The 24596-nt window shown below is 39.5% G+C and carries 22 protein-coding genes; 14 read left to right on the forward strand and 8 right to left on the reverse strand.

Annotated elements, in window-relative coordinates:
- The first annotated feature begins 29 nt into the window (after positions 1–29).
- The gene (trxC, locus tag QQK09_RS06905) at positions 30–461 is read left to right on the forward strand and encodes a thioredoxin TrxC (RefSeq protein ID WP_284203381.1); all 432 of its coding nucleotides are present in this window, start codon (positions 30–32) and stop codon (positions 459–461) included.
- Here trxC and QQK09_RS06910 read toward each other — a convergent pair.
- Genes QQK09_RS06910 through QQK09_RS06920 form a run of 3 tightly spaced genes read right to left on the reverse strand, consistent with a single transcriptional unit; the run spans position 454 to position 3054 of the window.
- The gene (locus tag QQK09_RS06910; protein WP_284203382.1) at positions 454–975 is read right to left on the reverse strand and encodes a class I SAM-dependent methyltransferase; all 522 of its coding nucleotides are present in this window, start codon (positions 973–975) and stop codon (positions 454–456) included. The two genes, trxC and QQK09_RS06910, sit on opposite strands and share 8 nt — an antisense overlap.
- Positions 975–2384: a DNA repair protein RadA gene (gene radA / locus QQK09_RS06915; RefSeq protein WP_284203383.1), complete on the reverse strand. Its 1410-nt coding sequence runs from the start codon at positions 2382–2384 to the stop codon at positions 975–977. Before radA ends, QQK09_RS06910 begins: the two co-directional genes overlap by 1 nt.
- A gap of 4 nt (positions 2385–2388) precedes the next feature.
- On the reverse strand, positions 2389–3054 hold the full coding sequence (locus tag QQK09_RS06920) for a regulatory protein RecX (RefSeq protein WP_284203384.1): 666 nt from the start codon (positions 3052–3054) through the stop codon (positions 2389–2391).
- Between the two features lie 265 nt (positions 3055–3319).
- Between QQK09_RS06920 and QQK09_RS06925 the strand changes: the two genes are divergently transcribed.
- Positions 3320–4138 (forward strand): GGDEF domain-containing protein, encoded by an 819-nt coding sequence (locus tag QQK09_RS06925; RefSeq protein ID WP_284203385.1) that lies wholly within the window; start codon positions 3320–3322, stop codon positions 4136–4138.
- Between the two features lie 67 nt (positions 4139–4205).
- On the opposite strand, the gene QQK09_RS06930 is transcribed toward QQK09_RS06925, so the two are convergent.
- Positions 4206–5552 carry an MATE family efflux transporter gene (locus QQK09_RS06930; protein WP_284203386.1) on the reverse strand — a complete coding sequence of 449 codons (1347 nt, stop codon included), beginning with the start codon at positions 5550–5552 and terminating at the stop codon, positions 4206–4208.
- A gap of 302 nt (positions 5553–5854) precedes the next feature.
- On the opposite strand from QQK09_RS06930, the gene QQK09_RS06935 reads away from it, so the two are divergent.
- The 3 genes from QQK09_RS06935 to modF all read left to right on the forward strand — a co-directional run bounded on the left by QQK09_RS06935 (position 5855) and on the right by modF (position 10962).
- Positions 5855–8542 (forward strand): bifunctional acetate--CoA ligase family protein/GNAT family N-acetyltransferase, encoded by a 2688-nt coding sequence (locus QQK09_RS06935; RefSeq protein ID WP_284203387.1) that lies wholly within the window; start codon positions 5855–5857, stop codon positions 8540–8542.
- 182 nt (positions 8543–8724) lie between these two features.
- Positions 8725–9453 (forward strand): hypothetical protein, encoded by a 729-nt coding sequence (locus tag QQK09_RS06940; RefSeq protein WP_284203388.1) that lies wholly within the window; start codon positions 8725–8727, stop codon positions 9451–9453.
- Between the two features lie 51 nt (positions 9454–9504).
- A complete protein-coding gene (modF, locus tag QQK09_RS06945; protein ID WP_284203389.1) occupies positions 9505–10962 on the forward strand; it encodes a molybdate ABC transporter ATP-binding protein ModF in 1458 nt (485 codons plus the stop codon).
- Between the two features lie 152 nt (positions 10963–11114).
- On the opposite strand, the gene QQK09_RS06950 is transcribed toward modF, so the two are convergent.
- Positions 11115–11414 carry an MGMT family protein gene (locus QQK09_RS06950; RefSeq protein WP_284203390.1) on the reverse strand — a complete coding sequence of 100 codons (300 nt, stop codon included), beginning with the start codon at positions 11412–11414 and terminating at the stop codon, positions 11115–11117.
- 161 nt (positions 11415–11575) lie between these two features.
- On the opposite strand from QQK09_RS06950, the gene pepN reads away from it, so the two are divergent.
- The 3 genes from pepN to QQK09_RS06965 all read left to right on the forward strand — a co-directional run bounded on the left by pepN (position 11576) and on the right by QQK09_RS06965 (position 16285).
- Positions 11576–14242, forward strand: coding sequence for an aminopeptidase N (gene pepN, locus QQK09_RS06955; protein ID WP_284203391.1), 2667 nt, complete (start codon positions 11576–11578; stop codon positions 14240–14242).
- Positions 14243–14390: 148 nt separating this feature from the next.
- Positions 14391–15800 carry an SLC13 family permease gene (locus QQK09_RS06960; RefSeq protein ID WP_284203392.1) on the forward strand — a complete coding sequence of 470 codons (1410 nt, stop codon included), beginning with the start codon at positions 14391–14393 and terminating at the stop codon, positions 15798–15800.
- 11 nt (positions 15801–15811) lie between these two features.
- Positions 15812–16285, forward strand: coding sequence for a response regulator (locus QQK09_RS06965; RefSeq protein ID WP_284203393.1), 474 nt, complete (start codon positions 15812–15814; stop codon positions 16283–16285).
- A 12-nt stretch (positions 16286–16297) separates the two neighbouring features.
- Here QQK09_RS06965 and cysZ read toward each other — a convergent pair whose 3' ends face one another.
- Positions 16298–17083: a sulfate transporter CysZ gene (cysZ, locus tag QQK09_RS06970; protein WP_284203394.1), complete on the reverse strand. Its 786-nt coding sequence runs from the start codon at positions 17081–17083 to the stop codon at positions 16298–16300.
- A gap of 181 nt (positions 17084–17264) precedes the next feature.
- On the opposite strand from cysZ, the gene zipA reads away from it, so the two are divergent.
- The 4 genes from zipA (at position 17265) to QQK09_RS06990 (ending at position 21249) form a co-directional block, all read left to right on the forward strand.
- Positions 17265–18152 carry a cell division protein ZipA gene (gene zipA, locus QQK09_RS06975; RefSeq protein WP_284203395.1) on the forward strand — a complete coding sequence of 296 codons (888 nt, stop codon included), beginning with the start codon at positions 17265–17267 and terminating at the stop codon, positions 18150–18152.
- Positions 18153–18229: 77 nt separating this feature from the next.
- The gene (ligA, locus tag QQK09_RS06980) at positions 18230–20227 is read left to right on the forward strand and encodes an NAD-dependent DNA ligase LigA (RefSeq protein ID WP_284203396.1); all 1998 of its coding nucleotides are present in this window, start codon (positions 18230–18232) and stop codon (positions 20225–20227) included.
- A 9-nt stretch (positions 20228–20236) separates the two neighbouring features.
- Positions 20237–20497 carry a DUF5062 family protein gene (locus QQK09_RS06985; RefSeq protein ID WP_284203397.1) on the forward strand — a complete coding sequence of 87 codons (261 nt, stop codon included), beginning with the start codon at positions 20237–20239 and terminating at the stop codon, positions 20495–20497.
- 47 nt (positions 20498–20544) lie between these two features.
- Positions 20545–21249 (forward strand): DUF3581 domain-containing protein, encoded by a 705-nt coding sequence (locus QQK09_RS06990; protein WP_284203398.1) that lies wholly within the window; start codon positions 20545–20547, stop codon positions 21247–21249.
- An 89-nt stretch (positions 21250–21338) separates the two neighbouring features.
- Here QQK09_RS06990 and grxD read toward each other — a convergent pair whose 3' ends face one another.
- Positions 21339–21671: a Grx4 family monothiol glutaredoxin gene (gene grxD / locus QQK09_RS06995; protein ID WP_284203399.1), complete on the reverse strand. Its 333-nt coding sequence runs from the start codon at positions 21669–21671 to the stop codon at positions 21339–21341.
- A gap of 211 nt (positions 21672–21882) precedes the next feature.
- Here grxD and QQK09_RS07000 point away from each other — a divergent pair, with 211 nt between their 5' ends.
- The gene (locus QQK09_RS07000; protein ID WP_284203400.1) at positions 21883–22464 is read left to right on the forward strand and encodes a superoxide dismutase; all 582 of its coding nucleotides are present in this window, start codon (positions 21883–21885) and stop codon (positions 22462–22464) included.
- A gap of 162 nt (positions 22465–22626) precedes the next feature.
- Complete coding sequence (gene recR, locus QQK09_RS07005; RefSeq protein WP_284203401.1) at positions 22627–23223, forward strand: recombination mediator RecR; 597 nt, start codon at positions 22627–22629, stop codon at positions 23221–23223.
- 77 nt (positions 23224–23300) lie between these two features.
- Here recR and QQK09_RS07010 read toward each other — a convergent pair whose 3' ends face one another.
- A complete protein-coding gene (locus QQK09_RS07010) occupies positions 23301–24548 on the reverse strand; it encodes a patatin-like phospholipase family protein (RefSeq protein ID WP_284203402.1) in 1248 nt (415 codons plus the stop codon).
- Between the last annotated feature and the right edge of the window lie 48 nt (positions 24549–24596).

A 24596-nucleotide genomic window follows, 5' to 3' on the forward strand; every position in this document is an offset into this window, starting at 1 on the left:
GGCTATTAGATCATCATTAGAGAATTATTATGAGTAGGATCACCATCCACTGCCCCCATTGCCAATTTATGAATCGATTGGATACGATGCGTATTAACGATTCACTTGATTGCGTTCGTTGTAAATCAGATCTATTAGAGGAAAAACCCATCGACGGAACAGTCGTTAACCTAATGGGATTAACGCAGAGTGATAAGCCCATTTTAGTTAAATTTTGGGCACACTGGTGTAATGCCTGCAGTCACTTTGAACCGGTATTCGAAGCGGTGTCAGCGCAACAACCAGATGTCTGTTTTGTAAAGGTAGATATCCAAGCTCAACTCAGTTTAGGGGTACAATATAATATACGCACTATTCCTACCGTGATGCTTTTCAAACAAGGAAAAGTGGTAGATACCTTGAATGATGCATTGCCTAAAGCGCAGTTCAACCAGTGGTTGCAGAACGCATTACTTAAATAGCCTGAATAGGTTTTTGACACACGATTTGTGCAATCGCACGATCCGGTCCCACTTTAATACCTTCAAAATAAAATAAGCAGTGCCAGTCTTGAAATATCTCTTGTAGTTCATTCGGTTGTAATAAAAATTCATCACGGTTTGGGCGGCCAAACTGTCTATTTTGTGTGGTAAAGGTTTCGTAGATCAGGAACCCTCCGGGTTCAATCGCGGCTTTTATCTGCGCCATTAATGGTCGGTGTAGGTAGCGAAACACCAGAATGGCTTGGAAACTATTTGCAACTAGGTGCTGTGCTCCCGTTTCAAAATCGACAGGGTAACAATCCTGACCTTGAATGTTATGTTGCTGCTGTAACTGTTCAAGCAGTCCGCTGTTTTTATCCGCAAACTGTACTGGAAAATGTTGTTGGTGTAGGTACAAACCATTACGTCCACGTCCGCAGGCCAAGTCTAAGATAGGCTTACCCTGTTGCTTGAATCGATCTTTAAATTGCGAGAGTAGGGGAGAGTGAGGCATCAATTAAGCGCCTCGATTAACTCTTTAATATTTTTAAGGGGTTGAATGGTTTGACCGCTTTGCGCAAACTGTAACATCGACTTATGGTAAGCGACGGCTGGAATAAAAATTTGTTTTTTACCATGGCTGAGTGCTTCACGCACACGGGGAACGATTTGCGGTACTTGACGCAGTTCACCGGTTAACGCAACTTCACCAATAAATACCGCATCTTCAGGTAAGGGTTTAGAATTAATAGAGCTCAGGAGTGCGGCGGTTACTGCCATATCCGTCGATGTTTCAGAGTCAGCCATCTTAAGTCCGCCCACTAAACTGATATTGATATCATAGTAGGTTGGAATACCGCCATGTTTTTTCAGTACGGCGGTAATTAATGATAACCGACTGTAAGAGACACCAATACAGTTACGAATCGACTTTTCACCCTCTACTTCTGTTGCTAATGCTTGAATCTCAATAAGCAGATTACGTGCACCATCTTTAATCACTGAGATTGCCGAGCCCTCAAAGTGTTCTTCACTGCCAGATAGAAACAGACGGCTAGGATTATCAACAGAGCGCATACCAAATTCAGTCATTTGGAAAATACCCACCTGTTCAGTATCACCAAAACGGTTTTTATCGGCACGTAAAATACGTACAGAGGCATCATTCACTTCGATATGAATAGCGGTATCGATGATATGTTTCAAAGTTTGCGGGCCGGCCATTTGTGAGTTCTTGTTTACTTGGCCCACTAAAATAAGGGTAATACCGTGCTGTTTACACAATCTATTTAATATTTTGGCACATGTCTTTACCTGCGTGACGCCACCTGCGCTGCCATCAACCGAATTGGATTCAAAGGCTTGAATAGAATCTGCGATTAAAAATTTAATGTTGTTTTCAATACACTGATCAACAATATCTTCGATACTGTCGGTATCCGAAAGCATAAATTGTGCTTCATTAAAGTTAAGTTTTAGGCGCTCAAGACCACGTTTTGCCCACTGACTTAAGCTTTCTTCTGCGGTCACATAAAGAGTGTTCATGGTTTGCGACATCACCTCTGCTACCTTAGTAAGCAGCGTTGTTTTACCTGAGCCGGGATCACCACTAATTAATACTACGGAGCCCAGTGTAATACCGCCACCTAATACGCGATCTAGCTCAGAAAGCCCTGTGGAAACACGGGTTGCGTTCTCAACCTGTACTTCATTAATGCGCTGTACGCCAACACTTGGTCCTGCGTAACCCCCTGTACTATTGCGTTTTACTGCCGCATTGACTGATTTTGTCGTGCTGGTGGGTTCACGAAATTCTGTGATCGTATTCCATGCTTTACATTCGCTACATTGCCCCTGCCATTTGGTGAAATCTGCGCCACATTCACTGCACACATAGGCGATTTTTGTTTTTGCTTTAGCCATGAAATTACTCTTCTTGTTCGCTTAACTGTAAATTAAATTGTTTGATTGCATTTTGGCAGTCATTAAATGAGTAGCCACGGGAGATTAAAAAGCGCTTCGCTTTGTCTTGCACTTTTTGCCCTATAATGGGCTCGCGGAATTTGCCTGTTAGCAGTTTTAGTGCATCGCCTAAAGCATCATATTCTTCGATAGGGAAGTGTTCATTGTGGCATTCAATCGCACTAAAAATATGCTCAAAAGTATGACCTTTGTTTTGTAGGAACGCCATTACTTTTTGTTTTAAATGTGCATTTTCAATACGTTCACGATAGCGTTTTTGTAATAGCTGTGCCGCACTATCTATATAATCAAATTCACTTTGTTGTAGGTGTTGTGCGCTTAATTGATTACTAATACCTTTCAGTTGTAAGTCGCGCTGAATGCGGTTTTTACCGTAACCTTTGTTTTGCGAACTGCGAATAAATGTTTCGGTAAATCGATCGTCATCAAGGTAGCGGTATTCATAGCACTCTTCAATTACCGTATCAATCCATGCTTGATTATCAGTTTTTCGGCTGAGTTTGCTACGTAATTCATGTTCACTATGATCGCGTCGGCCTAGATGCCAAAATGCGGATCGTTTTACACCATCGATATCGGTTGCAGGTTTTATCGGTTTATTGAAAGACATCTATTTTGTGTCGTTATCGGAAAGAGGAATAAATAATAACTCAAAATGAACCGCTTGATCGGTTTTTAGCTAAATTAAGGGTAAACATTGTTTAGCTAAACGATAAAAGTAGCGTTTACTATCCTTTCATACGGCTACTCCCATTTATAATGGGGCTCATTATGATCATCTTCACTTTAAATGGCTTAAATCAGTGATATTGAATAGATAATACTTTATATTAACACTTTATTTTGTACGTCATTATCGGAGTTGTGAAAGTTATATGGATGTTTTAAATCAGCAAGGAGATGTGATTGAGTTAGATACAGGTTTTCGCTTTTCTAATGCTTTTTTCTCACTATTAGACTTTATTAAACATCCGCGTGATGATGCTCAGCGTAATAGCAGTGAAAGTCAGTGTGAACTCTTCTATCGTGACATTATGAATTACTCTTTTGTAGACTCTCACAATCAGCACCTTGCTGATCAACGTTTAGACCTTGCCGCAAAAAACCTCAATGCGATTAACCACATTTCTATCGATTATTTAACCGGTTTAAAGAAAAAAGAGTATGTAAAACGTAAATTAATAAGTCTTGAAAATGATGTTTACCTTGGAAAGTTAACTGACTTTTCACTGATCATGTGCGATTTAGATCGTTTTAAAGCGATTAATGATGATTATGGCCACTCTGTTGGTGATGATGTATTGGCATTATTTGGCAATTTACTGTTAACTGCGCTGCGTCCTTCTGATTTTGGATATCGATATGGTGGTGAAGAGTTTTTAATTGTCTTGCCGGATACAAACTTGCAGGAAGCAACATTGGTTGCAGAAAGATTACGTTTAATCATTGATGAACGTTTACAAATTGGGCATTACGGACTTAATCAAATCACTGCGTTTGATCTCACCAAAACTGAAATAACCTCTGATGATAGCGCTATTAATGATGCGTTTTTCTTGGCAAGGGATGTTACCTGTAGCTTTGGTGTTGCTAATTATCTAGATAATGATCAATCCACTGATACTTTATTTTTAAGAGCAGATGAAAACCTCTATATTGCTAAAGAAAATGGCAGAAACCAGGTTTCTGCCTAAGACCGATAGATAAAAATTACAGGCTGATATTTATCACCCTGTAATTTTTCCATCAATAACGAACTTACTATTTTGCATCGAGTCTTCTTTGGATAACAAATAAACGTTGTCCTAACAAAATCGCTGCAACGGTAAGACCCACGGATATACCAATCCAGAAACCTTTTGCACCGAGTGGTTCAATCACCCAATCGGTCATCGCTAACACATAACCTAATGGCAAACCGACAATCCAGTATGAAATAAAGGTACGCGTAAAAATAGCGGTCATCTCTTTATAGCCACGCAGTGCACCAGCGGCAACGACCTGAATCGCATCAACACATTGATAGAGCGCCGCGAACATCAGCAATACGATCGCTAATTGAATAACTTCTGCGTTATCGGTATATAACAATGCAATTTGTTCACTAAAGATAACCGTAGCTAACGCAGTAATGATTGATAGACCAAGACCAATCACTAAGCCTGCATAGGTAGCCACTTTAGCACCACGATTATTTTTCTGACCTAAATTAAAGCCAACACGGATACTTACCGCACTGGCAATACTCATTGGTAACATAAATACCATGCTTGAAAAGTTCATTGCGACTTGATGTGAAGCAACAACCAATGCCCCTAATGGTGCAACTAGTACCGCGATACCTGCAAAAATAGTGACCTCAAAGAACATTGCAATTGCTACCGGTAAACCCAATTTAGAAATACCTGATATTTGTTTGAAATTTGGGCGAACAAAATGTTTGAAAAGTGGGAATTGTTGTAGTTTTTTAGTGACAAAAACATATCCCGTCAATGCAAATAACATAAACCAATAGACGAGGGTGGTAGCGATACCACAACCAACGCCGCCTAATGCTGGCATACCAAACTGCCCATAAACAAATATCCAGTTAAGCGGGATATTCAGTAATAACCCCGCAAAACCAATCACCATTGCAGGTTTAGTGAGTGATAAACCTTCTACATAGTTACGCAGTGCTTGAAACAGTAAAAAAGCCGGCACAGCAGGTAATACCGCATACAGGTAATTAGTGGTGATCTCTTTTAATGCGGGTTCTATCGCCATGTAGCTGACAATCATGCCGGCGTTATAAAGTATGGCAATAATCGGGATCGAGAGAAGCAGTGCAAGGTATAAACCTTGCTGTCCCGTTTTGGGGATCTCTTCTAAATTATTTGCGCCGTGAGCCTGTGCTGTTAATGGTATTAAAGCCATTAAGACTCCGACACCAAATAGGATACAGGGCAGCCAAATGCTCGCAGCAATAGAAACGGCGGCCATGTCATTTGCGCTGACACCCCCTGCCATAATAGTATCAACAAATCCCATTGCAGTTTGTGCAAATTGGGCAATAAAAAGGGGAGCACTCAGCTTAAGAATTTTACTGATCTCTTGACGGTAAGGCACACTAACTCCAACTGGAAAATAAAGCCGAAGTCTATGCTTATCCTGCCCGTGTAGCAATGTTGTTTTGGGATTATTTTAAACGGAGTTGTTATCAATCAATATAGGTTGTTTTATGGGCTTTTGACAAAGCGCTGCGACGGCGAGTAACCCCTTATTAAGCTTGCGTTGATGGTGCTTTTATAGGCAGGGCTAATGACGATAATAAATAGTCACGATCAAGGACATATTTTTATAAAAAATGTCAAGCACGATAAGCGTCCCCGAGTAAACTGAATGTAGTTGCTATCAAAGGGAAATTTATAATGGGCTTACAAACGCTTAAACACTTCTTCAATCCTAAAACGATCGCCGTTATTGGTGCTTCTGTACAGCCACATCGTGCAGGATACTTAGTGATGAACAATTTGCTTGCAGAGGGGTTTAATGGACCTATCATGCCTGTGACACCCAAATATCGTTCTGTTCATGGTGTGCTTGCTTATAAAACCATTGCCGACCTGCCTATTACCCCCGAACTTGCGGTTATTTGTACCAATGAATTTCGTTTGGTCGAGATATTACAAGCATTAGCAGATAAAGGTTGTCGGTCTGCGATTATTGTCGCCACTGAAAGTGATGAAAGTACCTCTTTAGAAATTTATGCTTTGGCAAAAAAATTATCTATCCGATTACTGGGTATGAGCAGTTTAGGATTGATTAATCCTTATACTCAAGTGAATGCTAGCCTTGCCCATTGCAGTGCCTTAAAAGGAAATATCGCTTTTGTTTCTCAATCAGCTGCGGTCTGTACAACGGTACTTGATTGGGCAAACAGTAAGCAGATTGGCTTCTCGGCATTTATCTCCTTGGGCAGTGCACAGGATATCTCGTTTGCTGAACTATTAGATTATCTCGCCCGTGATAGTAAAACCCAATCTATTCTTTTATATGTAGATAGCATCAAAGACGCACGAAAATTTTTATCAGCGGCACGTGCTATTTCCCAGCATAAATCGGTATTAGTGATTAAGTCTGGTAACTCTTTATTGGGGGCAAAAGCTGCCGCATTGCACAGCAAAGGGCAGTTTGGTCACGACAGTGTGTACGATGCTGCCATCAAACGTGCCGGTATGCTGCGAGTACATGATTTACATGAACTATTTGCGGCGGTAGAAACACTTGCCTATTCAAATTATCTACATGGTGAGCGACTTGCAATACTTAGCAATGGCGGTGGTTTAGGTATTCTGGCTGTCGATAATTTGGTCAGCGAAGGAGGACGTTTAGCAGAACTTGATGCGCCTCTTTTGGAAAAATTAGACAGCTGCTTACCTAAAAATTGGTCGCGAAATAATCCGATAGATATGATTGGAGATGCAGACCCCAAACGCTATGCTAATGCACTTAAACATCTGATGGATAGTGATCAAGTTGATGCTATTTTAATCATGCACTCTCCCTCTGCACTTTCAGACAGTAAAAATAGCGCACAAGCGATTATTGATGTTATCCAAAAACACCCCAAACGCAGACAGATTAACATTCTCACTAACTGGACGGGTGAAGATGCCGCACAGCCAGCCAGACAGTTATTTACAAAGGCGAAAATTCCAACCTTTAGAACGCCGAAAGGTGCTGTGACCGCATTTATGCATTTAGTGCAGTATCGTCGTAACAAAAAGTTGTTGCTAGAAACGCCTACGACGTTGCCTGAAGATTTAGTCTACGACAATTCCTTTGCCAATGAATATATTCAGCAAGCGGTGCATCCTGAAACATTAACCGCTAAGTTAGATACTTATTTAGCGACGCCGTTATTAGGTGCTTATCATCTGAATACGATTAATACTGAAGTTGCGATAAACGAAGAGCAAGCCTTAGAGCGAGGTAAAGAGATTGGCTTCCCACTCGCGGTTAAAATTAACTCTCCCGATATTGAGTATAAATCGCAAGTCCACGGGGTAATGCTGAATATTAATAATCAGCAAGAACTTTTTTTAGGCTTAAGCGCGATTAATAAGCGTGTTAAAAGTCTATTACCCGATGCGCGTTTAACCGGTTTTACCTTACAAAAAATGGTCGCAAGTGGTATCGGTTTAGAGTTACGAGTGATGATTAAACAAGACCCAACCTTTGGACCTATTATTGCCGTTTCGCAGGAGAGTGATGCACGTGACCTACAAACCACGTTAGATAATGCGGTGGTTGCATTACCCCCATTAAATATGGCATTAGCGCGTTACTTAATGATTCAAGGTATTAAAGATAAAAAAATAAAAATCAAACGTGCAGCAAAAGATTTTGATATGGATGCCGTGTGTTTATTGCTGACTCGTATCTCACAGATGTTATTGGATAACCCTGAGATTAAAGATTTAGATCTTAATCCGGTGTTAGTGGTAGGTGATCAAGTCACCATATTAGACAGTCAAATTCACCTTGCGTTAGCAACAGAAGGGTATTTTGGTCAACTTGCGATTAGCCCTTATCCTAAGCAACTCGAAGAGGATGTATTGCTCAGAAATGGTCAAACCGTCTTAGTTCGCCCGATCACAGCAGAAGACGAAGCGCGCCATCAACTCTTTGATGACGCGTTAACAGAGGAAGACCGTTATAAACGTTACTTTTCACAGCGCGGTAAAATGAGTCATGAAGAGATGGCGATGCTGACCCAGATTGATTATGAGCGTGAGATGGCCTTTATTGCAGTGCGAATGGATGAGAATAATGAACAGGAAACGTTAGCCGTGGTGCGTGCCTCTATCGATCCAGACAACATCGATGCAGAATTTGCGATGATTGTTCGTTCAGATTTACAAGGTTTAGGACTCGGTAAAATTTTATTAGATAAATTGATTCGTTATCAAAAAACCAAAGGCACACTTTACTTGACCGGTATGACCATGATCTCAAACGTAGGTATGGCAACACTGGCTAAAAAACTGGGTTTTGAAATAGAGCGTGATATGGAAGAGGGAGTTATTAATATGACACTCAAACTGAAGGCGTAATCGTTAATAGGTTTCAAAGTAGAGGCTATTAATGATCCTGTTGATCAAAAGATAATATAAACGACAAGTGAGACTTTAATCTACTGTGTTGATTTATATGATTTTTATGGGAATAATGAATTTGTGTTATTTAATGAAGGGTAACGACTTCATAAATCGAAATTTATTATTAAGGAACAATAATGCCTCATATCATCGTGTTTGCGATTGCTTTAGTTGTTTTTAAAGTTGTCATAGATGCACTGCTCACTGTTGCTGCGCAAAGTATGCAGTTCACCGTGACACCACTTCTACTTTCATTACTTACCTTATTATTAATAGCCGCATTACTCGGCATCGGTTATCACTTTTTTACGACTAAACTAAAAGAGTATCAACGTAAAAATGATTGGATTTTGTTTACTAAGAAACGCGATGTCGATAATGAATTTAGCAAACTCAGAGAAGGGTTGTTAAAGATAGAAAAGAAACTCAGAAAAGAGGTCGCACTAGAAAAAAGTATGAATATGGATCTGGTGGCACGCAGAGAAAAGAAGCATGAAAATAATGTAAGTAATGCAAATAAAGCTTTTCAACGCTTAGTTGATGCACTTTACAAAGACAAGGCACGTAACTTGTTAGCATCTGTCACGCCTAGCAACTATGAAAATGTATTGCAGCATATGTTAAAAGAGACTGACCATTATCAAAAGCTAATTGCCGATATTGATTATCTTGGGCTCACGGATCATTCAGATTGGGAAGCGCTGAAAGAAAAATTCTATCAAAAAATAGAGTTATTGAACCAAGCTCAAATGAGCGGTGAAGCACAAGCCGCTTTACTCTCTTTTGATAACCTAGATATGTTATTCACAGAGGATCTTGTCGAACAACCCAGCAAATATAAAATGGAGTTAACACTTCAAGAATAGTGGTTATAATAAACATTCAGTGATAATTAATCGAAAGGATTCGTACTCTTGATGGATATTAAGTTTCAACAACTCGAAGCATTTGATGATAATGCAAAATTACAGATAAATAGCTGGGTCATCAAACACAATCAGCCTTGGGCGGTGTTTAGTATTGAAGGCGATATTGCTGAGTTATTAAGCGAGCTATTAAGCAAAAAACTGACGATTTCAGCGGGGACGATGAGCGGTCACCCAGGTAAAGTCGAACTGGTCTCTTTGACGCAGCAACAGCGTTTATTAGAAGAAGAGATTGCTAATGATGATAGTGAGTTTATTGATCGTATTGATGCAGGTAGCTCGGTTTATGCGTTAATTCAACAGCACTGCGATGATCATCTCGTGGCCGAACATTTGATTGAAGAACTTGATTTACACAACCTTAAAGAGAGTGGCTTTCGAGTTCTTTCTACCGGTGAAACACGACGTGTGATGCTTGCTATTGCACTGGCTGCTAAACCTGATTTTTTAGTGCTTGATGATCCTTTTACTGGGTTAGATATTGAGCATCGTAAAACGTTATCAAACTACCTACATAAATTATCTGCCTCACTACCAATGTTAATCTGTTTCTCTCGTGAAGAGGACCATCCAGACTGGGTTGATAACATTGCGTTGTTTAATAAAGGCGAACTATCTGAACTGATGGATAAAAGCAGTTGGGATAATCACCCTGTTATTAAGCAATTAAAAGCACAGTCATCGGCACATAGTGAAGAGATGTTAACCCTGATTCGTCGCCATCAGCATAGTTCACATTTTGAAAACCCTATTTTTGAGATCAGTAATGGTAAGGTGGCTTACACCGATAAAACTATTTTTAGTGATCTTAATTGGCGCATCAATAAAGGACAACATTGGCAAATTAAAGGGCCTAATGGTTGTGGCAAAAGTACCTTGCTTGGGTTGATATTTGGTGATCACCCGCAGTGCTACAGTAATGATATACAGATATTTGGGAAGCAACGCGGCTCTGGTGAAACGATTTGGGAAATCAAAAAAAATATCGGTATGGTTTCTTCAAGCTTGCATCTTCAGTATCGTGTTAGTTGCAGTGCACTTGATGTTATTTTATCGGGTTTCTACGACTCTATCGGTCTTTATCAGCAGGCAACCGCAGCAGAGATAGCAATTGCGCATGAATGGCTAACAATGCTGCACATGAGCGATGTTGCACAAACCTCTTTTAAGCAATTAGAGTATGGGCAACAACGTTTATTATTAGTGGCAAGAGCGATTGTGAAGCAGCCTACGTTATTAATTCTAGATGAACCCTACCAAGGGTTAGATTATTTAGGCAGAAGGCTGGTCAAAAATGCGCTTGAATTGATTGCCAGAGAAAACCTTAGCCAGCTGCTTTATGTTTCTCATTACCAAGCAGACAGTTTAAAGAGTATTAAAAACTATCTAGAGTTTGTTTTTGATGATCAGAGTCAGGGGTATATAACCCAACAAGATCAGGGTAATTGATAGGCATAATATTAGTTGTAAGACGGTCAGAAAAAGACTGTGCTGCTATCTCTATAGAAGAGGTAGCAGTATCAATGATAGGTAGGTTATCAACACCAATTCAGTGCTGTGGTAATAGTTATCGCTTTGCCTCGGTATATTCTATCGAAATATCACCATAAATAATGACGGAAATTGACAATTTTACCCTGTTCATTGACCTCAATTCCCTCTGTTGCTAGTCGTTCTTTTTGTCTTAGAAATGAATCACCCGTTAATGAAATCTTACCTTGAGCATTAATCACCCTAAACCAAGGGAGTTTTGTATCTTTAGGTAATTTCGATAACGTTTTACCAACATGTCGCGCATGATTAGGATAGCCACATTGCTTGGCAAGTTGCCCGTAACTACACAGTTTTCCCTTAGGGATTACTGCGAGTATATTATACAGTGATTGTTCAAACTGGGTCACTTATCCTCCTGATTTGTAGCGCTAATGTATTTATTTATCATAGCTTATTTGATGTGATTATGGTGATAAAGTTAAATCAGCTATTTAGCTGCTTTGCATCTTTAATGTTAACGAGTATATTAAGCACATTCCTTTTATCATTGCATTGAGAGTATCGCACCATGACCCAAATTTCCTCTATCGACGAAAATGTTGAAGAAAGCATTGAACAAAACATTGAAAAAAATCCCCAAGAAAAATATCTCGCTGACTATAAAGCTTCAGCATTTTTAATTGATAGCTTAGATTTAGATTTTGACTTGTATGATGAGCATACGATTGTGAAAGCACGTTCGGTTATCAGACGCGTTGCGGGTAAGAATAGTCCACTGTTTCTGTTTGGAGAACATTTAACGCTACGCAGTATCACTGTTGATGGTAATGATTTTGCACACTATAAGCTGGTGGAAGGGGGGATTGAGCTCTCTGAATTACCAGATAATTTTATCCTCGATATTGAGACTGAAATTAACCCGCTTGCTAATAAAGCGTTTGAGGGTTTGTATAAATCAGGTGAAGCCTTTTGCACTCAGTGTGAAGCGGAAGGTTTTCGTCGTATTACCTATTACCTAGATCGCCCTGATATTTTGGCTAAATTCAGCACCACAATAAGCGCTGATAAAGCCCTATATCCATCACTGTTATCTAATGGTAATCGCGTTGATCAAGGTGATTTAGATAACGGTCGTCACTTTGTGAAATGGGTTGACCCTTTCCCGAAACCTGCTTATCTGTTTGCACTTGTTGCGGGTGAATTTGATTGCTTAACGGATAGCTTTACTACTAAAAGTGGTCGTCATGTTGCGTTAGAATTATTTGTTGATAAAGGTAATTTAGATAAAACAGCCCATGCGATGCTCGCGCTTAAAAACTCCATGAAATGGGATGAAGAACGCTTCAACTTAGAGTATGACCTTGATATTTATATGATTGTTGCTGTTGATTTCTTTAACATGGGCGCAATGGAGAACAAGGGGTTAAATATCTTTAACTCTAAGTTTGTCTTAGCAAACTCACAAAGCGCAACGGATCAAGATTATTTAGGCATTGAAGCCGTTATTGGTCATGAATATTTTCATAACTGGACGGGTAACCGCATCACCTGCCGTGATTGGTTCCAATTAAGCCTAAAAGAGGGCTTAACGGTATTTCGTGATCAGGAGTTCAGCTCTGACATGGGCAGTCGTTCGTCTAACCGTATCGCGAATGTAAAAATCATGCGTAATCATCAATTCGCTGAAGATGCTGGCCCAATGTCGCATCCCATTCGTCCTGCTTCAGTGATAGAGATGAATAATTTCTATACGGTTACGGTGTATAACAAAGGGTCTGAAGTGATTCGCATGTTACATACGTTATTAGGTGAAGAAAAATTCCAGCAAGGGATGGCGTTATACGTAGAGCGACACGATGGTCAAGCGGTTACCTGTGATGACTTTGTCGCTGCGATGACCGATGCAAGTGGTATCGACCTGACCTTGTTTAAGCGTTGGTATTCGCAATCGGGTACTCCTCAAATCAGTATTACTGATCATTTTGATGCTAATAGTAATAGCTATCAAATTACTTTCAAGCAAAAAAACAGATCAACGGCTGACCAAAAAAATAAACTACCATTGCATATTCCCGTTGATATTGAACTATTAGACAAAGCAGGTAAGGCAATTGAGCTAGGGCACGGTCAAACCAACAAAGTATTAAGCTTAACGCAAAAAGAGCAAACGTTTGTATTTGAAAATGTAGCTGAACACCCCGTACCTTGCGTATTTAGAAGCTTATCGGCACCGGTGAAATACCAGTATGCTTATAGCGATGAACAGTTATTGCATCTGATCAGTTTTGCAAGTGATGAGTTCTCTCGTTGGGATGCAGGGCAGATGTTGTTCAACAAATACCTAGTGAATAATGTCCAACTTAAACAGGCGGGCAAGGCATTTGCTTTACCAACGCTATTTGTAGATGCGTTCAACAGCGTATTAAGTAATGAATCATTAGATTCTGCACTGATTGCTGATATGTTTGATTTTATCAGTGAGAATGGTGCAATGGAGCTATTTGAGCGTGTTGATATCGAACTAATTCATGATGCACGTGAGTTTATTGTGAATGCGTTAGCCACTGCGTTATATCCGGTTTTTGTTCGCCGCTATCATCAGCATCAATTAAGTGCACAATATCAGCCTGCAACCGATGATATTGCACAGCGTAAATTAGCCAATTGCGCACTTTTATATATCGCGAAAAGTGATCAAACGTTAGCTAATGAATTAGTGATAAAACAGATCGAAACAGCGGATAACATGACCGATCACCTTGGTGCACTTCAGGCGGCTAATAGCGGAAAATTAGCGTGTTATGATGTGGTAATGAATGACTTTGATAATAAGTGGTTTGAAAATGGATTAGTCATGGATAAGTGGTTTGCATTGCAAGCTTCACTATCAAGCGACAGTGTATTAGATAATATTGAACAGTTATTTAATCATCGTAGTTTTGATTACAGCAATCCAAACCGTTTACGTGCATTAGTGGGTACTTTTGTGAATGCTAATAGCTATTATTTTCATGCTATTGACGGCAGTGGTTATCAGTTCTTAACGGATCAATTGATTAAGCTAAACAGTCAAAACCCGCAAGTTGCAGCGCGCTTAATCACACCACTTATTCAGTTCAAGCGATTAGATGCAAAACGCATTGAGTTAATGAAAGCACAGTTAAATCGATTATTAGAGATTGAGAACTTGTCATTAGATCTGTATGAAAAGGTTACTAAGGCACTATCTCTTTAAAAATCAGTTTATTAGCTTTTAAATAGTGTGACAACACAAGCCTTTCTGAACATTCAGTTAGGCTTTTTAACTTCTTTTGACATATCCCCCCCATTTTTTCTAATTTTGAGCCAAAATTATCACTTAGTAGCTAAAGATGTGAAAAGTCATGAAAAACAATATGAAGTTTATTCTTCCGATCCTCATCCCATTAATTATTTTATTGTTGCCCTCATCAAGCTTTGGTATTGAAGGGTTAACGTTAGTTGAGCAGCGTGTGATCGCTATTTTTGTGATGGCTGCATTGTGTTGGGTGCTAGAGCCAATACCGATATATGCAACGTCTCTATTAATCATTGTGCTAGAGTTACTCATCATCTCAGATCAAGGGTTATGGTTTACTAAATTTGAGTCTCCAGAGTTGGGGGAGTTAATCTCTTATAAAGTCATCATGGGCACTTTTGCATCCCCTATTATTATGCTTTTTTTAGGTGGTTTCTTCTTAGCGATAGCTGCCACTAAATACCGTTTGGACATTAATCTCGCACGTGTATTATTAAAACCATTTGGTCAAAATCCTAAATATGTGATGTTAGGATTAATGATCATCACCGCTGTGTTCTCGATGTTTATGAGCAATACTGCAACGACTGCGATGATGCTATCGATATTAACGCCGGTATTGGCACTTTTCTCACAAGATGATCTAGGAAAGGTTGCCTTTGCGCTTTCTGTTCCTGTTGCAGCAAACATTGGTGGAATTGGTACGCCAATAGGCACTCCGCCGAATGCGGTGGCACTTAAATATTTGGTAGATGAAAATAGCATTAGCTTTGGTGAATGGATGATTTTTGGTGTCCCCTTTGTCATTCTCATGCTTGCTATTGCTTGGTTTTTCTTAATTGCACTGTTTCCCGCTTCTATCAAGGAGATAAACCTTAATATTAAAGGTCGATTTTTAAAAACACCAAAAGCAATCACTGTCTATGTAACATTTATCGTTACTATCTTATTATGGTTAATGGGCGGACTACATGGAATGAACTCCTATGTAGTCGCGCTGATCCCGGTTGCTGTCTTTTCAATGTTTAAGATTATTACTAAAGAAGATTTGAAAAAGATATCCTGGGATGTGTTATGGCTTGTTTCTGGTGGTATTGCACTGGGTGTTGCACTCGATAAATCAGGATTGGCTAAGAATGCGATTGATGCAATTCCGTTTGCGGGGTTACATCCACTGTTGTTGATTGCAGGAGCATCTCTGCTTTGTTTGCTGATGGCAAATTTTATGTCGCACACGGCGACCGCTAATCTATTATTACCTTTGGTTGCGGCACTTGGTGCTTCGATGCACGGGTTATTACCTTATGGAGGAGAGGTGGTGTTGATTTTAGCGGTTACCTTTGCAGCCTCTTTAGGTATGTCGCTTCCAATTAGTACCCCGCCAAATGCATTAGCCTTTGCATCCGGGCATGTTGAAACCAAACAGATGGCTAAAGTGGGAGGAGTATTAGGCATTGTGGGCTTATTAGTTACTTATGTGATGTTATTTATATTAAATCAAATGGAATTTATTTAGGAGTAGATTAAATGGAAAAAATTAATATTATTTGTGTTGATGATGAGCGTGAAGTATTGGATTCTGTCGTGCGCGATCTCGACTACCTTAGTGATATTATTAATATTGAAGAGTGTGAGTCTGCTGTTGAATGTTTAGAGCTATTAGAGGAGTTAGACGCGAATCAAGAGTATGTTGCAGTATTAATCTCTGATCACGTTATGCCGGGTAAAACAGGGGTGGAATTATTAACGGAAGTTGAGGTCGATCCGCGCTTCCTAGGGACTAAAAAACTGTTATTAACAGGACTTGCAACGCAAGCAGATACCATCAAGGCGATCAATAATGCCAAGCTAGACAACTTTTTAGAAAAAGTATGGGATCCGGTTGAACTGTTACAAACGGTAAAAGAGTTGTTGACCGAATACATTGTTGAGCGAGGCATCGATTATGATGATTATTTGGAAAAACTCGATGCCCCGACGTTATATCGATTAGTTAAATAACCTTATAGGTAGTTATTCTTCTATTGCTACCTGCTTGCTCGTGAACAACAGTTCCTGTTTATAGATATCAACCCAAAATGCGGTTGCACCACATACCGCAATGGGCATGATCACAAAGTTAATAATAGGCAGGGTGGTGAAAAAGCTAATTAGCATGCCAAAGGTTAAATTCTTACCTAGTCTGCCTGCAAGTACCTTTTTCATTTCGGCGAAGGGTATTTTGTGGTTATCAAAGGGGAAGTCGGCATATTGAATTGCCATCATCCAACCTGAAAAAATGAACCAGATGAAAGGAGCAATCGTTTGACCAAAGCCTGGTATCAAAAACAGCAGTGCACAAACCAATAAACGCGGTAAGAAATAGACCCATTTTTGTAATTCTCGTTTAAATATTCGCGGCAAATCTTTCATTAAGTCCATCATGCCATCGTCATTAATTGCTTCACCGATCAATAAACTTTCAGTTTTTTCTGCAAGTAAACCATTAAAAGGAGCTGCAATGAGATTCGCAACAGTTGAGAAAATAAAGGAGAAACTGACTAGAATAGAAAAAATCAAAAATGGCCAAAATAGGTATGTAATCCAACTTAGCCAATCGGGTAATGCGGCCATATAACCTTGAATCCATTCACTAACCGCAGAAAAAAGAAACCAAAATGCGCTAGCAAAAATGACAATGTTGATCATTAGAGGTATTAATACAAAAAAACGTAATTTAGGGTGGCTTAATAATTTCGCCCCCTTAAGTAGGTAATTGATGCCAGAAAGTGGCGTGTTAGTGGTTGGATTATTTAACATTTATTAAGTCCATATAGTTAATAATGAGATGATTTTACTCTGCTTTGTATAAATAATGATAGAAAATATTTAATCCTTAACAGTTTTATAAAAAAAAGGGGGCTAGTGATAGACGATCCCCAGTGTTCAATGCTAGTTTACCTATAATTCAAGTTATGCTTCCCAATCAAGAGTATCAAAAATGCAACATTTCCAATCTATTTTAATTGTCATCGGCCTGATAGCTATCGGCGGCGTTTTAATTCATGGTTACCTTATCGGACGTAAAGAGAAAGAGTCGGTAACAGAAAGAGGCAATGATGTTGACATTTTTGCTGAAAAACCTTCCTCTGAAGAAACTGTCGAGCAGGTTGATGATGTTATTAGCGAAGTCCGTATTATCAGCAATAATGATCAACACTCAGAACCCGATAATATCGATTTTTCGTTAGCGTTAAACGATGACAAAGTGGATCCTGTTGAGTTTGTCGATGAAGAACAACCAATATCTAGCACACCAGATGTTGAAGATGTTGAAGATATTGACGTTGCTACGGTGATCAGTGCGCCGAGCAGTGAAGAGAAATTAGAACAGGAAACATTAGAACAACCTGTCGAGGACATTGTCCCAGAAAGTGACGATGTTGTGATTGAGGAAGAGAGTCTCAATGCAGACCAACCTCAAGACCTATTTATCTTTAATGTGGCTGCCAGAGAAGGGAAGTTGTTGGGGGGGCATGAGTTATTACAATTTTTCTTAACCTCAGGTTTCCGTCATGGTGAAATGGCTATTTTCCATCGTCATGAGCATTCCGACGGCACTGGGCCAGTATTGTTTAGCATCGCAAACATGATGGCTCCTGGTGTTTTTGATACCGATAATATGGAGCAATTTAAATCAGAGGGTGTGTCCTTTTTCTTAACCGCTCCTAATAAAGACATTAATATTAAAACATCTTTCGATTTAATGTTACGTGCGGTAGAGCAAATGGCTGAAGAGTTTGATTGTGATGTTTTAAATGCACAACGAGAAAAAATGACAACAGACCAATTTATTGAGTACAATAATCGTCTAGTACACTATATGTAAACGGAATATGCTAAACTACATCTTCTTTTAAAGCCTCGCATAGCGAGGTTTTTTTATAAATAAAAACCAGGTTTAAAATGAGCATTCAGAACGAAATTCAGCAATTAAGCGAACAACTCGAAAATTATAACTACCAATATTATGTGCTTGATGAGCCCTCTGTGCCAGACGCCGAATATGATCGTATCTTTCAGCAATTAGTGACGTTAGAGGAGCAGAATCCGACGTTGCTTTTAGCAAACTCTCCAACCCAAAAAGTGGGCGGGTTAGCGTTGAGTAAATTTGAACAGGTCACGCATCAATTACCGATGCTCAGTTTAGATAATGTTTTTGAAGCTGCAGCATTAAAAGACTTTATGGCACGTGCACAAGATAAATCTACACAGGCTAATATCGCCTTTTGTATTGAGCCAAAACTTGATGGCTTAGCGGCGAGTATTATTTATGAAAATGGATTACTGGTGCAAGCGGCAACACGTGGAGATGGTCAAACCGGCGAAAACGTGACTGAGAACGTTAAAACCATTAAAAACTTACCGCTTAAACTGCGTGGTGACAATATTCCTGATCTATTGGAAGTGCGCGGCGAAGTGTTCATGCTTAAAGCGGGTTTCGATAAATTAAATAAAAAGCTTACTGATGCAGGTGAAAAGGCCTTTGTAAACCCTCGAAATGCTGCTGCAGGTAGTTTACGCCAGCTTGACTCTAAAGTTGCTGCAAGTCGCCCATTAGCCTTTTACTGCTATGCCGTGGGTGTTTTTGATGGCGAACTGCCGAATAGCCAATTTGCGCGCATTGAACAGTTAAAAGCGTGGGGTCTTCCGGTTTCTGAAGAAGTTAAAAAGGTGACGGGTGAACAGGGCTGTTTAGATTATTACCAAGCCATTTCAGAAAAACGGCCTGATTTAGCTTATGAAATCGACGGCGTTGTTTACAAAGTCGATGACGTTGCACTACAACAAACCTTAGGTTTTGTTGCGCGTGCGCCACGTTGGGCTACTGCTTATAAGTTTCCTGCGGAAGAAGCAGTAACCATCGTTGAAAACGTAGAGTTCCAAGTAGGACGCACAGGGGCAATTACCCCCGTTGCTAAACTTAAACCAGTATTTGTCGGTGGAGTGACCGTTTCTAATGCCACACTGCATAATAAAGATGAAATTAAACGTTTAGGTATTTTAATTGGCGATGCTGTTGTTGTACGTCGCGCAGGGGATGTGATTCCACAGGTTGCGCGTGTGATACTTGAACAACGTGATAGTGAAAAGACACAAACCATTGTATTTCCTGAAGTCTGTCCTGTTTGTGAAAGTGCAGTGGAACGTATTGAGGGTGAAGCTACGATTCGCTGCTCTGGCGGTTTATACTGTGGTGCACAGCGTAAAGAAGCGATTAAACACTTTGCGTCGCGCAAAGCATTAGATATTGATGGGTTAGGCAACAAGTTAGTAGAGTTACTGGTGGATCATAAAATGATCGATTCACCTGCGCAATTATTTGCTTTAACATCAGCACAGGTGTCCTTGTTACCGCGTATGGGGGAAGTGTCGGCGAAGAAACTAATCAACAGTTTACAATTAAGTAAAAAGACAACCCTAGCACGCTTTCTCTATTCATTAGGTATTCGCGAAGTGGGTGAAGCAACCGCAAATAACTTAGCAAACCATTACAAAAATATTGATGCAATAAAAGCTGCATCGGTTGAAAAATTGCAATCGGTTTCAGATGTTGGTGAAATTGTAGCAAAACATATTTATTACTTTTTCCGTCAAGAGCATAATATAGAAGTGGTAAATCAACTGCTTGAGGCGGGTATCCACTGGCCAGAGATTAAACAAGTTGAGTTGTCCCTAGCAGGACAAACATTTGTTATTACCGGTTCATTTACTACGCTTTCTCGAGCTGATATTAAAACTGCTTTGCAGGAACTCGGTGCAAAGGTAGCGGGCAGTGTCTCTAAAAAAACGACTACAGTGGTTGCAGGCGAAGCCGCGGGTTCGAAATTGACCAAAGCACAGGACCTGGGTATTGAGATTATGGATGAAGATGCAATAGTGAGTTTATTAAATAACGATTAAGGAGTTCAGATGAAAAAGATCAAGAATGAATCTCAATTATTACAACACGCGATTAAATTAGGAGCAAATTATGCCCTTAAACGCGGTTATGCAGGTATTGATGGAACAACATCGTCGAAGGATAAACAGGAAGTAATCTATCGTTTGTTGGTGCAAGATAAGCTTATTACGCCACTCAGTAAGAACGATGAAACAACGGCGAATATTCGTCATAAATTAGTGGTATGGATAATGAAACATCTACCACCAGAACACTCACTTTTACAATAATGGTTATACTGTTTAGATTGTAAAATAGAAAAGAGCAGAGAAGATTAATGTTATTAGCACCATTTTATACAACTAAAGATAATTTAATTAGCGTGTCAGCACAGCAGGCGAGTCATTTTGCGAAGCGACAATGTTTTGATTTTAATCCGATTCATGATCCAGAAAATAAACGTTTTTGTGTACCGGGTGATCTTCTATTTTCGCTTGCGTTGCAAACTTATGGCGTGAGTGAATCGATGAGTTTTACCTTCACTAATATGGTCGGTGCAGATATGGGGCTAAACTTCCCTGACACCGCAGATGATCATATCGTGATCACTAACGAGCAAGGTAAAAGTGTTTTAGAAATCGAACGTAAAGGTAAAATTAACAAAGACAGTCAATTTATTGAGTCTCTGATTAAAAACTACGGTCAGTTCTCTGGGCAAAATTTCCCAACGTTATTAATGCCACTAATGAAAGAGCATGGCGTGATGTTTAATCCTAATCGTCCTTTAGTCATGTACAACAGCATGAGCTTTGATTTTTCAAGCGTTGATTTTAATGATGCAATGCAAATAAAATTAGCAGATGCAACCTTGGAAGTTGAGCCTAAACGTGCCAATAGTTTCTTGAAATTTGAGATGTTTGATGGTGAAAAACTCGCAGGTAAGGGTGTTAAGAGATTAATCGTTGCTGGGCTTAAACCTTATGAGCATGATGTGATCACTGCGTTTGCTAATAACTATGAAGCGCGTCGTGACGCATTTTAAGTAACCTTAAACAGTGACGTGTAACAAATACAAAAAAGGCGCTTAAACTTAGTTTAAGCGCCTTTTTTATTACTACTAAATAATGAGGTTTATTCAGCTGCTTCGTCAGCTTTCGCTGCTTCAGCAATAATTGGTTGTAGTTCACCTGTTTGGAACATTTCCATGATGATGTCACAACCACCAATTAACTCGCCACCTACCCATAGTTGTGGGAAAGTTGGCCAATTTGCAAATTTTGGAAGTTCAGCGCGAATATCTGGGTTCTGTAAAATATCAACATAAGCGAAGGGTGCGCCACATTGCATTAATGCTTGTGATGCTTGTGATGAGAAACCACAGCTTGGTAATTTTGGAGAGCCTTTCATGTAAAGTAGAATGCTATTTTCACTAATTTGGCTTTTGATTTTATCTAACGTTTCCATTTTTATTTCCTAATAATGATTTTTATGAATTGTACCCGTTAACGTGACTGAAAAAAACGTTATTATGAACAGGGATAATAAAGATTACTTTACCATATAAATAGTTTGACATAGATCAATTTATTAACCAAGATGAATAGTTATTATAATTCAGTAAATATTTGTTATATCCTAGTAATTAAGCAGTTACGCACATCTCGGAGATATTATCATGGCAATTGAACTACCAGCGTTACCCTTTGCAAAAAATGCACTAGAGCCTCATATTTCGGCTGAAACTCTAGAATTTCACTATGAAAAACATCATGCGACTTATGTTGTAAAATTAAACGGCCTGATTGAAGGCACTGATTTAGCAACGAGCTCATTAGAAGACATTATTAAAAACAGCGAAGGTCCGTTATTTAATAACGCTGCACAAGTATGGAACCATACGTTCTACTGGAACTGTTTAGCACCTAATGCTGGTGGCGAACCTACTGGCGCGATTGCAGCCGCTATCGACAGCAGCTTTGGTTCATTTGAAGCATTCAAAACTGCCTGGAACGATAAAGCAGTAAACAACTTTGGTTCATCGTGGACATGGTTAGTAAAAAAAGCAGATGGTTCATTAGATATCGTTAATACGTCTAATGCAGCTACACCATTAACCGATGAGTCTGTAACGACGTTACTGACTGTTGACTTGTGGGAACATGCTTATTACATTGATTATCGCAATGTTCGTCCAAATTACCTAAATGGTTTCTGGGCATTGGTTAACTGGGACTTTGTTAACCAAAACTTCGCGTGATTTTTAGCGAAAATACCGAAGGGTTAAACTGTGATGGTTTAGCCCTTTTTTATTGCTTATGAACAATGCTTAACGGGGCAATTTAGCACTTAAAGCTATTCAATACTTAGCATCATTATATGTTAGTATTCTCCCCAAATATTAACCCAGAGATAACCATTAATGAGCACCTCTTTATTAGATGAATTAACCCAAGCCTTACAATGTTTACCAAGTGTTGGCCCCAAATCAGCACAGCGTATGGTTTATCATCTTCTTGATAAAAACCGCCAAGGCGCATTGAAATTAAGTAATGTGTTAGAGCGCGCGGTACATGAAATAGGGCACTGTAAACAATGCCGTACTTTTACCGAATCAGACCTTTGTCATCTTTGTGTTAATGAAAAGCGTAATAGTAATGGTGTTATCTGTGTCGTTGAAATGCCTGTTGATGTACTTGCCATTGAACAAACTGCCCTTTTTTCAGGGACTTATTTTGTTTTGATGGGGCACCTTTCACCTTTAGATGGTGTTGGACCGGATCAACTTGGCTTAAATTTATTAGAGTCACAATTATCATCGGGTCATATCAATGAAGTTATTTTAGCAACAAATCCAACGGTAGAAGGGGAAGCGACTGCCTACTATATCGCAGAAATGTCGAAGAAATTTAATATTAAAGTAAGCAGAATTGCACACGGTGTACCAGTAGGTGGAGAGTTGGAATTTGTTGATAGTACAACATTATCTCACTCTTTTTCTGGTCGTTCAGAGATTTAACTGGCGATTACTGCTTCGATAGTCGTTTATTTGAGCATGCTATTCGCATGCTCAAAATAGGGTATTAATCGTGGTGTTTAATCATTAGTCTCTGTGGCTGGGACTTGCTCTGCATTTGTTGTACTGCGCAGATCATACTCATTCCAATTAATTTCTGTTTGCCAGTTATAACCATCAAGTGCATCGTCATAGGCTAAATCGTACACTGCTCTCATTTCGCTCGGCACAAACTCCATCATTGATTTTATATGGCTTGATTCCTGTGGAATGGTCGCGAGGTGGAAATTAACCCTTTTTTCCTGCGCACTTTGATAAATACGCGATACGCTGCGGTCAAAAAGCAGATCCATTTCGACGGTAATAAACGAATTTAATACCGTATGTACGTTTAATGGTACGGGATCATAGTTATGTCGTTCTCGATATTTACGGTTAGCTATCATGTACAAGTTAGTGTTCATCTGTTTACCGTCATCCAATGTCACCTGTAACTCATGTACCCAATCAATAAATAATCCAATGACAAATATATTAGTATAAACACCACCATCAACATGCATTTGTGAATAATGCTGACCATTGACCTCTATATCGAAAAATTGAGGTGGGAAAATCACTGGCACAGCACTTGATGCATAAATAATATCGCGATAACGTTGTACTTTATCCTTGTGATTACTTGATGCAATTGCACCCATATCCCAAATAACTAGCTGTCCGGTATCTAAATTGGTACTGCCAATATATAAACGACGACCTTTCTTGTGCTCTGCAGCAATCTCAGCTAAAAATGCTTCATCAATGCCTGCTTTAAGTAACTCTTTCAAAGGTGTTGGGTCAGAGATTGTTGCGTCGCTGAACACACTTAACCAGCTGCTTTTATAAAGATGTTCAGAAGCTAAATTGCGAAAAATAGGGGTTAATTCATCAATTTTATCGCCACCTAAAAAAGCAAAAGAAGCCATGATAGACCCAGTCGAAATGGCGGTCACCACATCGAACTCTGGTATTGTGCCACGCTCTTTCCAGCCATTTAATAGGCCTACACCATAAGCACCACCGGAACCTCCACCGGATAGTGCAAGAATATTAAAATCTTTTTCTGAGGTACCTTGATTAACGGAGGATATTTTCTCTTCTAATACATTGCCCAAGCTTTCTCTTAGAGTGTAGTGTGAATCATGATTTTTAATATCAAGATCTAATGCGCCCCAAGGTAACAATGCCGAATATTCTCCCGGTAAAGGAGTGGGTCGAGTCGCACAACCTGTGATGCTAAAGATACACAGCATGATGAGAGCGTTTTTTGAAAATAAAATATTCACGAAGAGCCTTTTATAAGTGTTAACAAACAGTAATAGGGGAGATAACAT

Origin of the sequence: Psychromonas marina (assembly GCF_030161115.1) — a bacterium.
Classification (GTDB): Bacteria; Pseudomonadota; Gammaproteobacteria; order Enterobacterales; family Psychromonadaceae; genus Psychromonas; species Psychromonas marina.

Coding starts and splice junctions, on each gene's coding strand:
- modF (WP_284203389.1), top strand. CDS start 9,505: ATGGATATTAAGTTTCAACAACTCGAAGCATTTGATGATAATGCAAAA.
- recR (WP_284203401.1), top strand. CDS start 22,627: ATGAGCACCTCTTTATTAGATGAATTAACCCAAGCCTTACAATGTTTA.
- QQK09_RS06935 (WP_284203387.1), top strand. CDS start 5,855: ATGGGCTTACAAACGCTTAAACACTTCTTCAATCCTAAAACGATCGCC.
- grxD (WP_284203399.1), bottom strand. CDS start 21,671: ATGGAAACGTTAGATAAAATCAAAAGCCAAATTAGTGAAAATAGCATT.
- pepN (WP_284203391.1), top strand. CDS start 11,576: ATGACCCAAATTTCCTCTATCGACGAAAATGTTGAAGAAAGCATTGAA.
- QQK09_RS06910 (WP_284203382.1), bottom strand. CDS start 975: ATGCCTCACTCTCCCCTACTCTCGCAATTTAAAGATCGATTCAAGCAA.
- QQK09_RS06925 (WP_284203385.1), top strand. CDS start 3,320: ATGGATGTTTTAAATCAGCAAGGAGATGTGATTGAGTTAGATACAGGT.
- QQK09_RS06990 (WP_284203398.1), top strand. CDS start 20,545: ATGTTATTAGCACCATTTTATACAACTAAAGATAATTTAATTAGCGTG.
- radA (WP_284203383.1), bottom strand. CDS start 2,384: ATGGCTAAAGCAAAAACAAAAATCGCCTATGTGTGCAGTGAATGTGGC.
- QQK09_RS06940 (WP_284203388.1), top strand. CDS start 8,725: ATGCCTCATATCATCGTGTTTGCGATTGCTTTAGTTGTTTTTAAAGTT.
- ligA (WP_284203396.1), top strand. CDS start 18,230: ATGAGCATTCAGAACGAAATTCAGCAATTAAGCGAACAACTCGAAAAT.
- cysZ (WP_284203394.1), bottom strand. CDS start 17,083: ATGTTAAATAATCCAACCACTAACACGCCACTTTCTGGCATCAATTAC.
- QQK09_RS06965 (WP_284203393.1), top strand. CDS start 15,812: ATGGAAAAAATTAATATTATTTGTGTTGATGATGAGCGTGAAGTATTG.
- QQK09_RS06985 (WP_284203397.1), top strand. CDS start 20,237: ATGAAAAAGATCAAGAATGAATCTCAATTATTACAACACGCGATTAAA.
- QQK09_RS07000 (WP_284203400.1), top strand. CDS start 21,883: ATGGCAATTGAACTACCAGCGTTACCCTTTGCAAAAAATGCACTAGAG.
- QQK09_RS06960 (WP_284203392.1), top strand. CDS start 14,391: ATGAAAAACAATATGAAGTTTATTCTTCCGATCCTCATCCCATTAATT.
- trxC (WP_284203381.1), top strand. CDS start 30: ATGAGTAGGATCACCATCCACTGCCCCCATTGCCAATTTATGAATCGA.
- zipA (WP_284203395.1), top strand. CDS start 17,265: ATGCAACATTTCCAATCTATTTTAATTGTCATCGGCCTGATAGCTATC.
- QQK09_RS06920 (WP_284203384.1), bottom strand. CDS start 3,054: ATGTCTTTCAATAAACCGATAAAACCTGCAACCGATATCGATGGTGTA.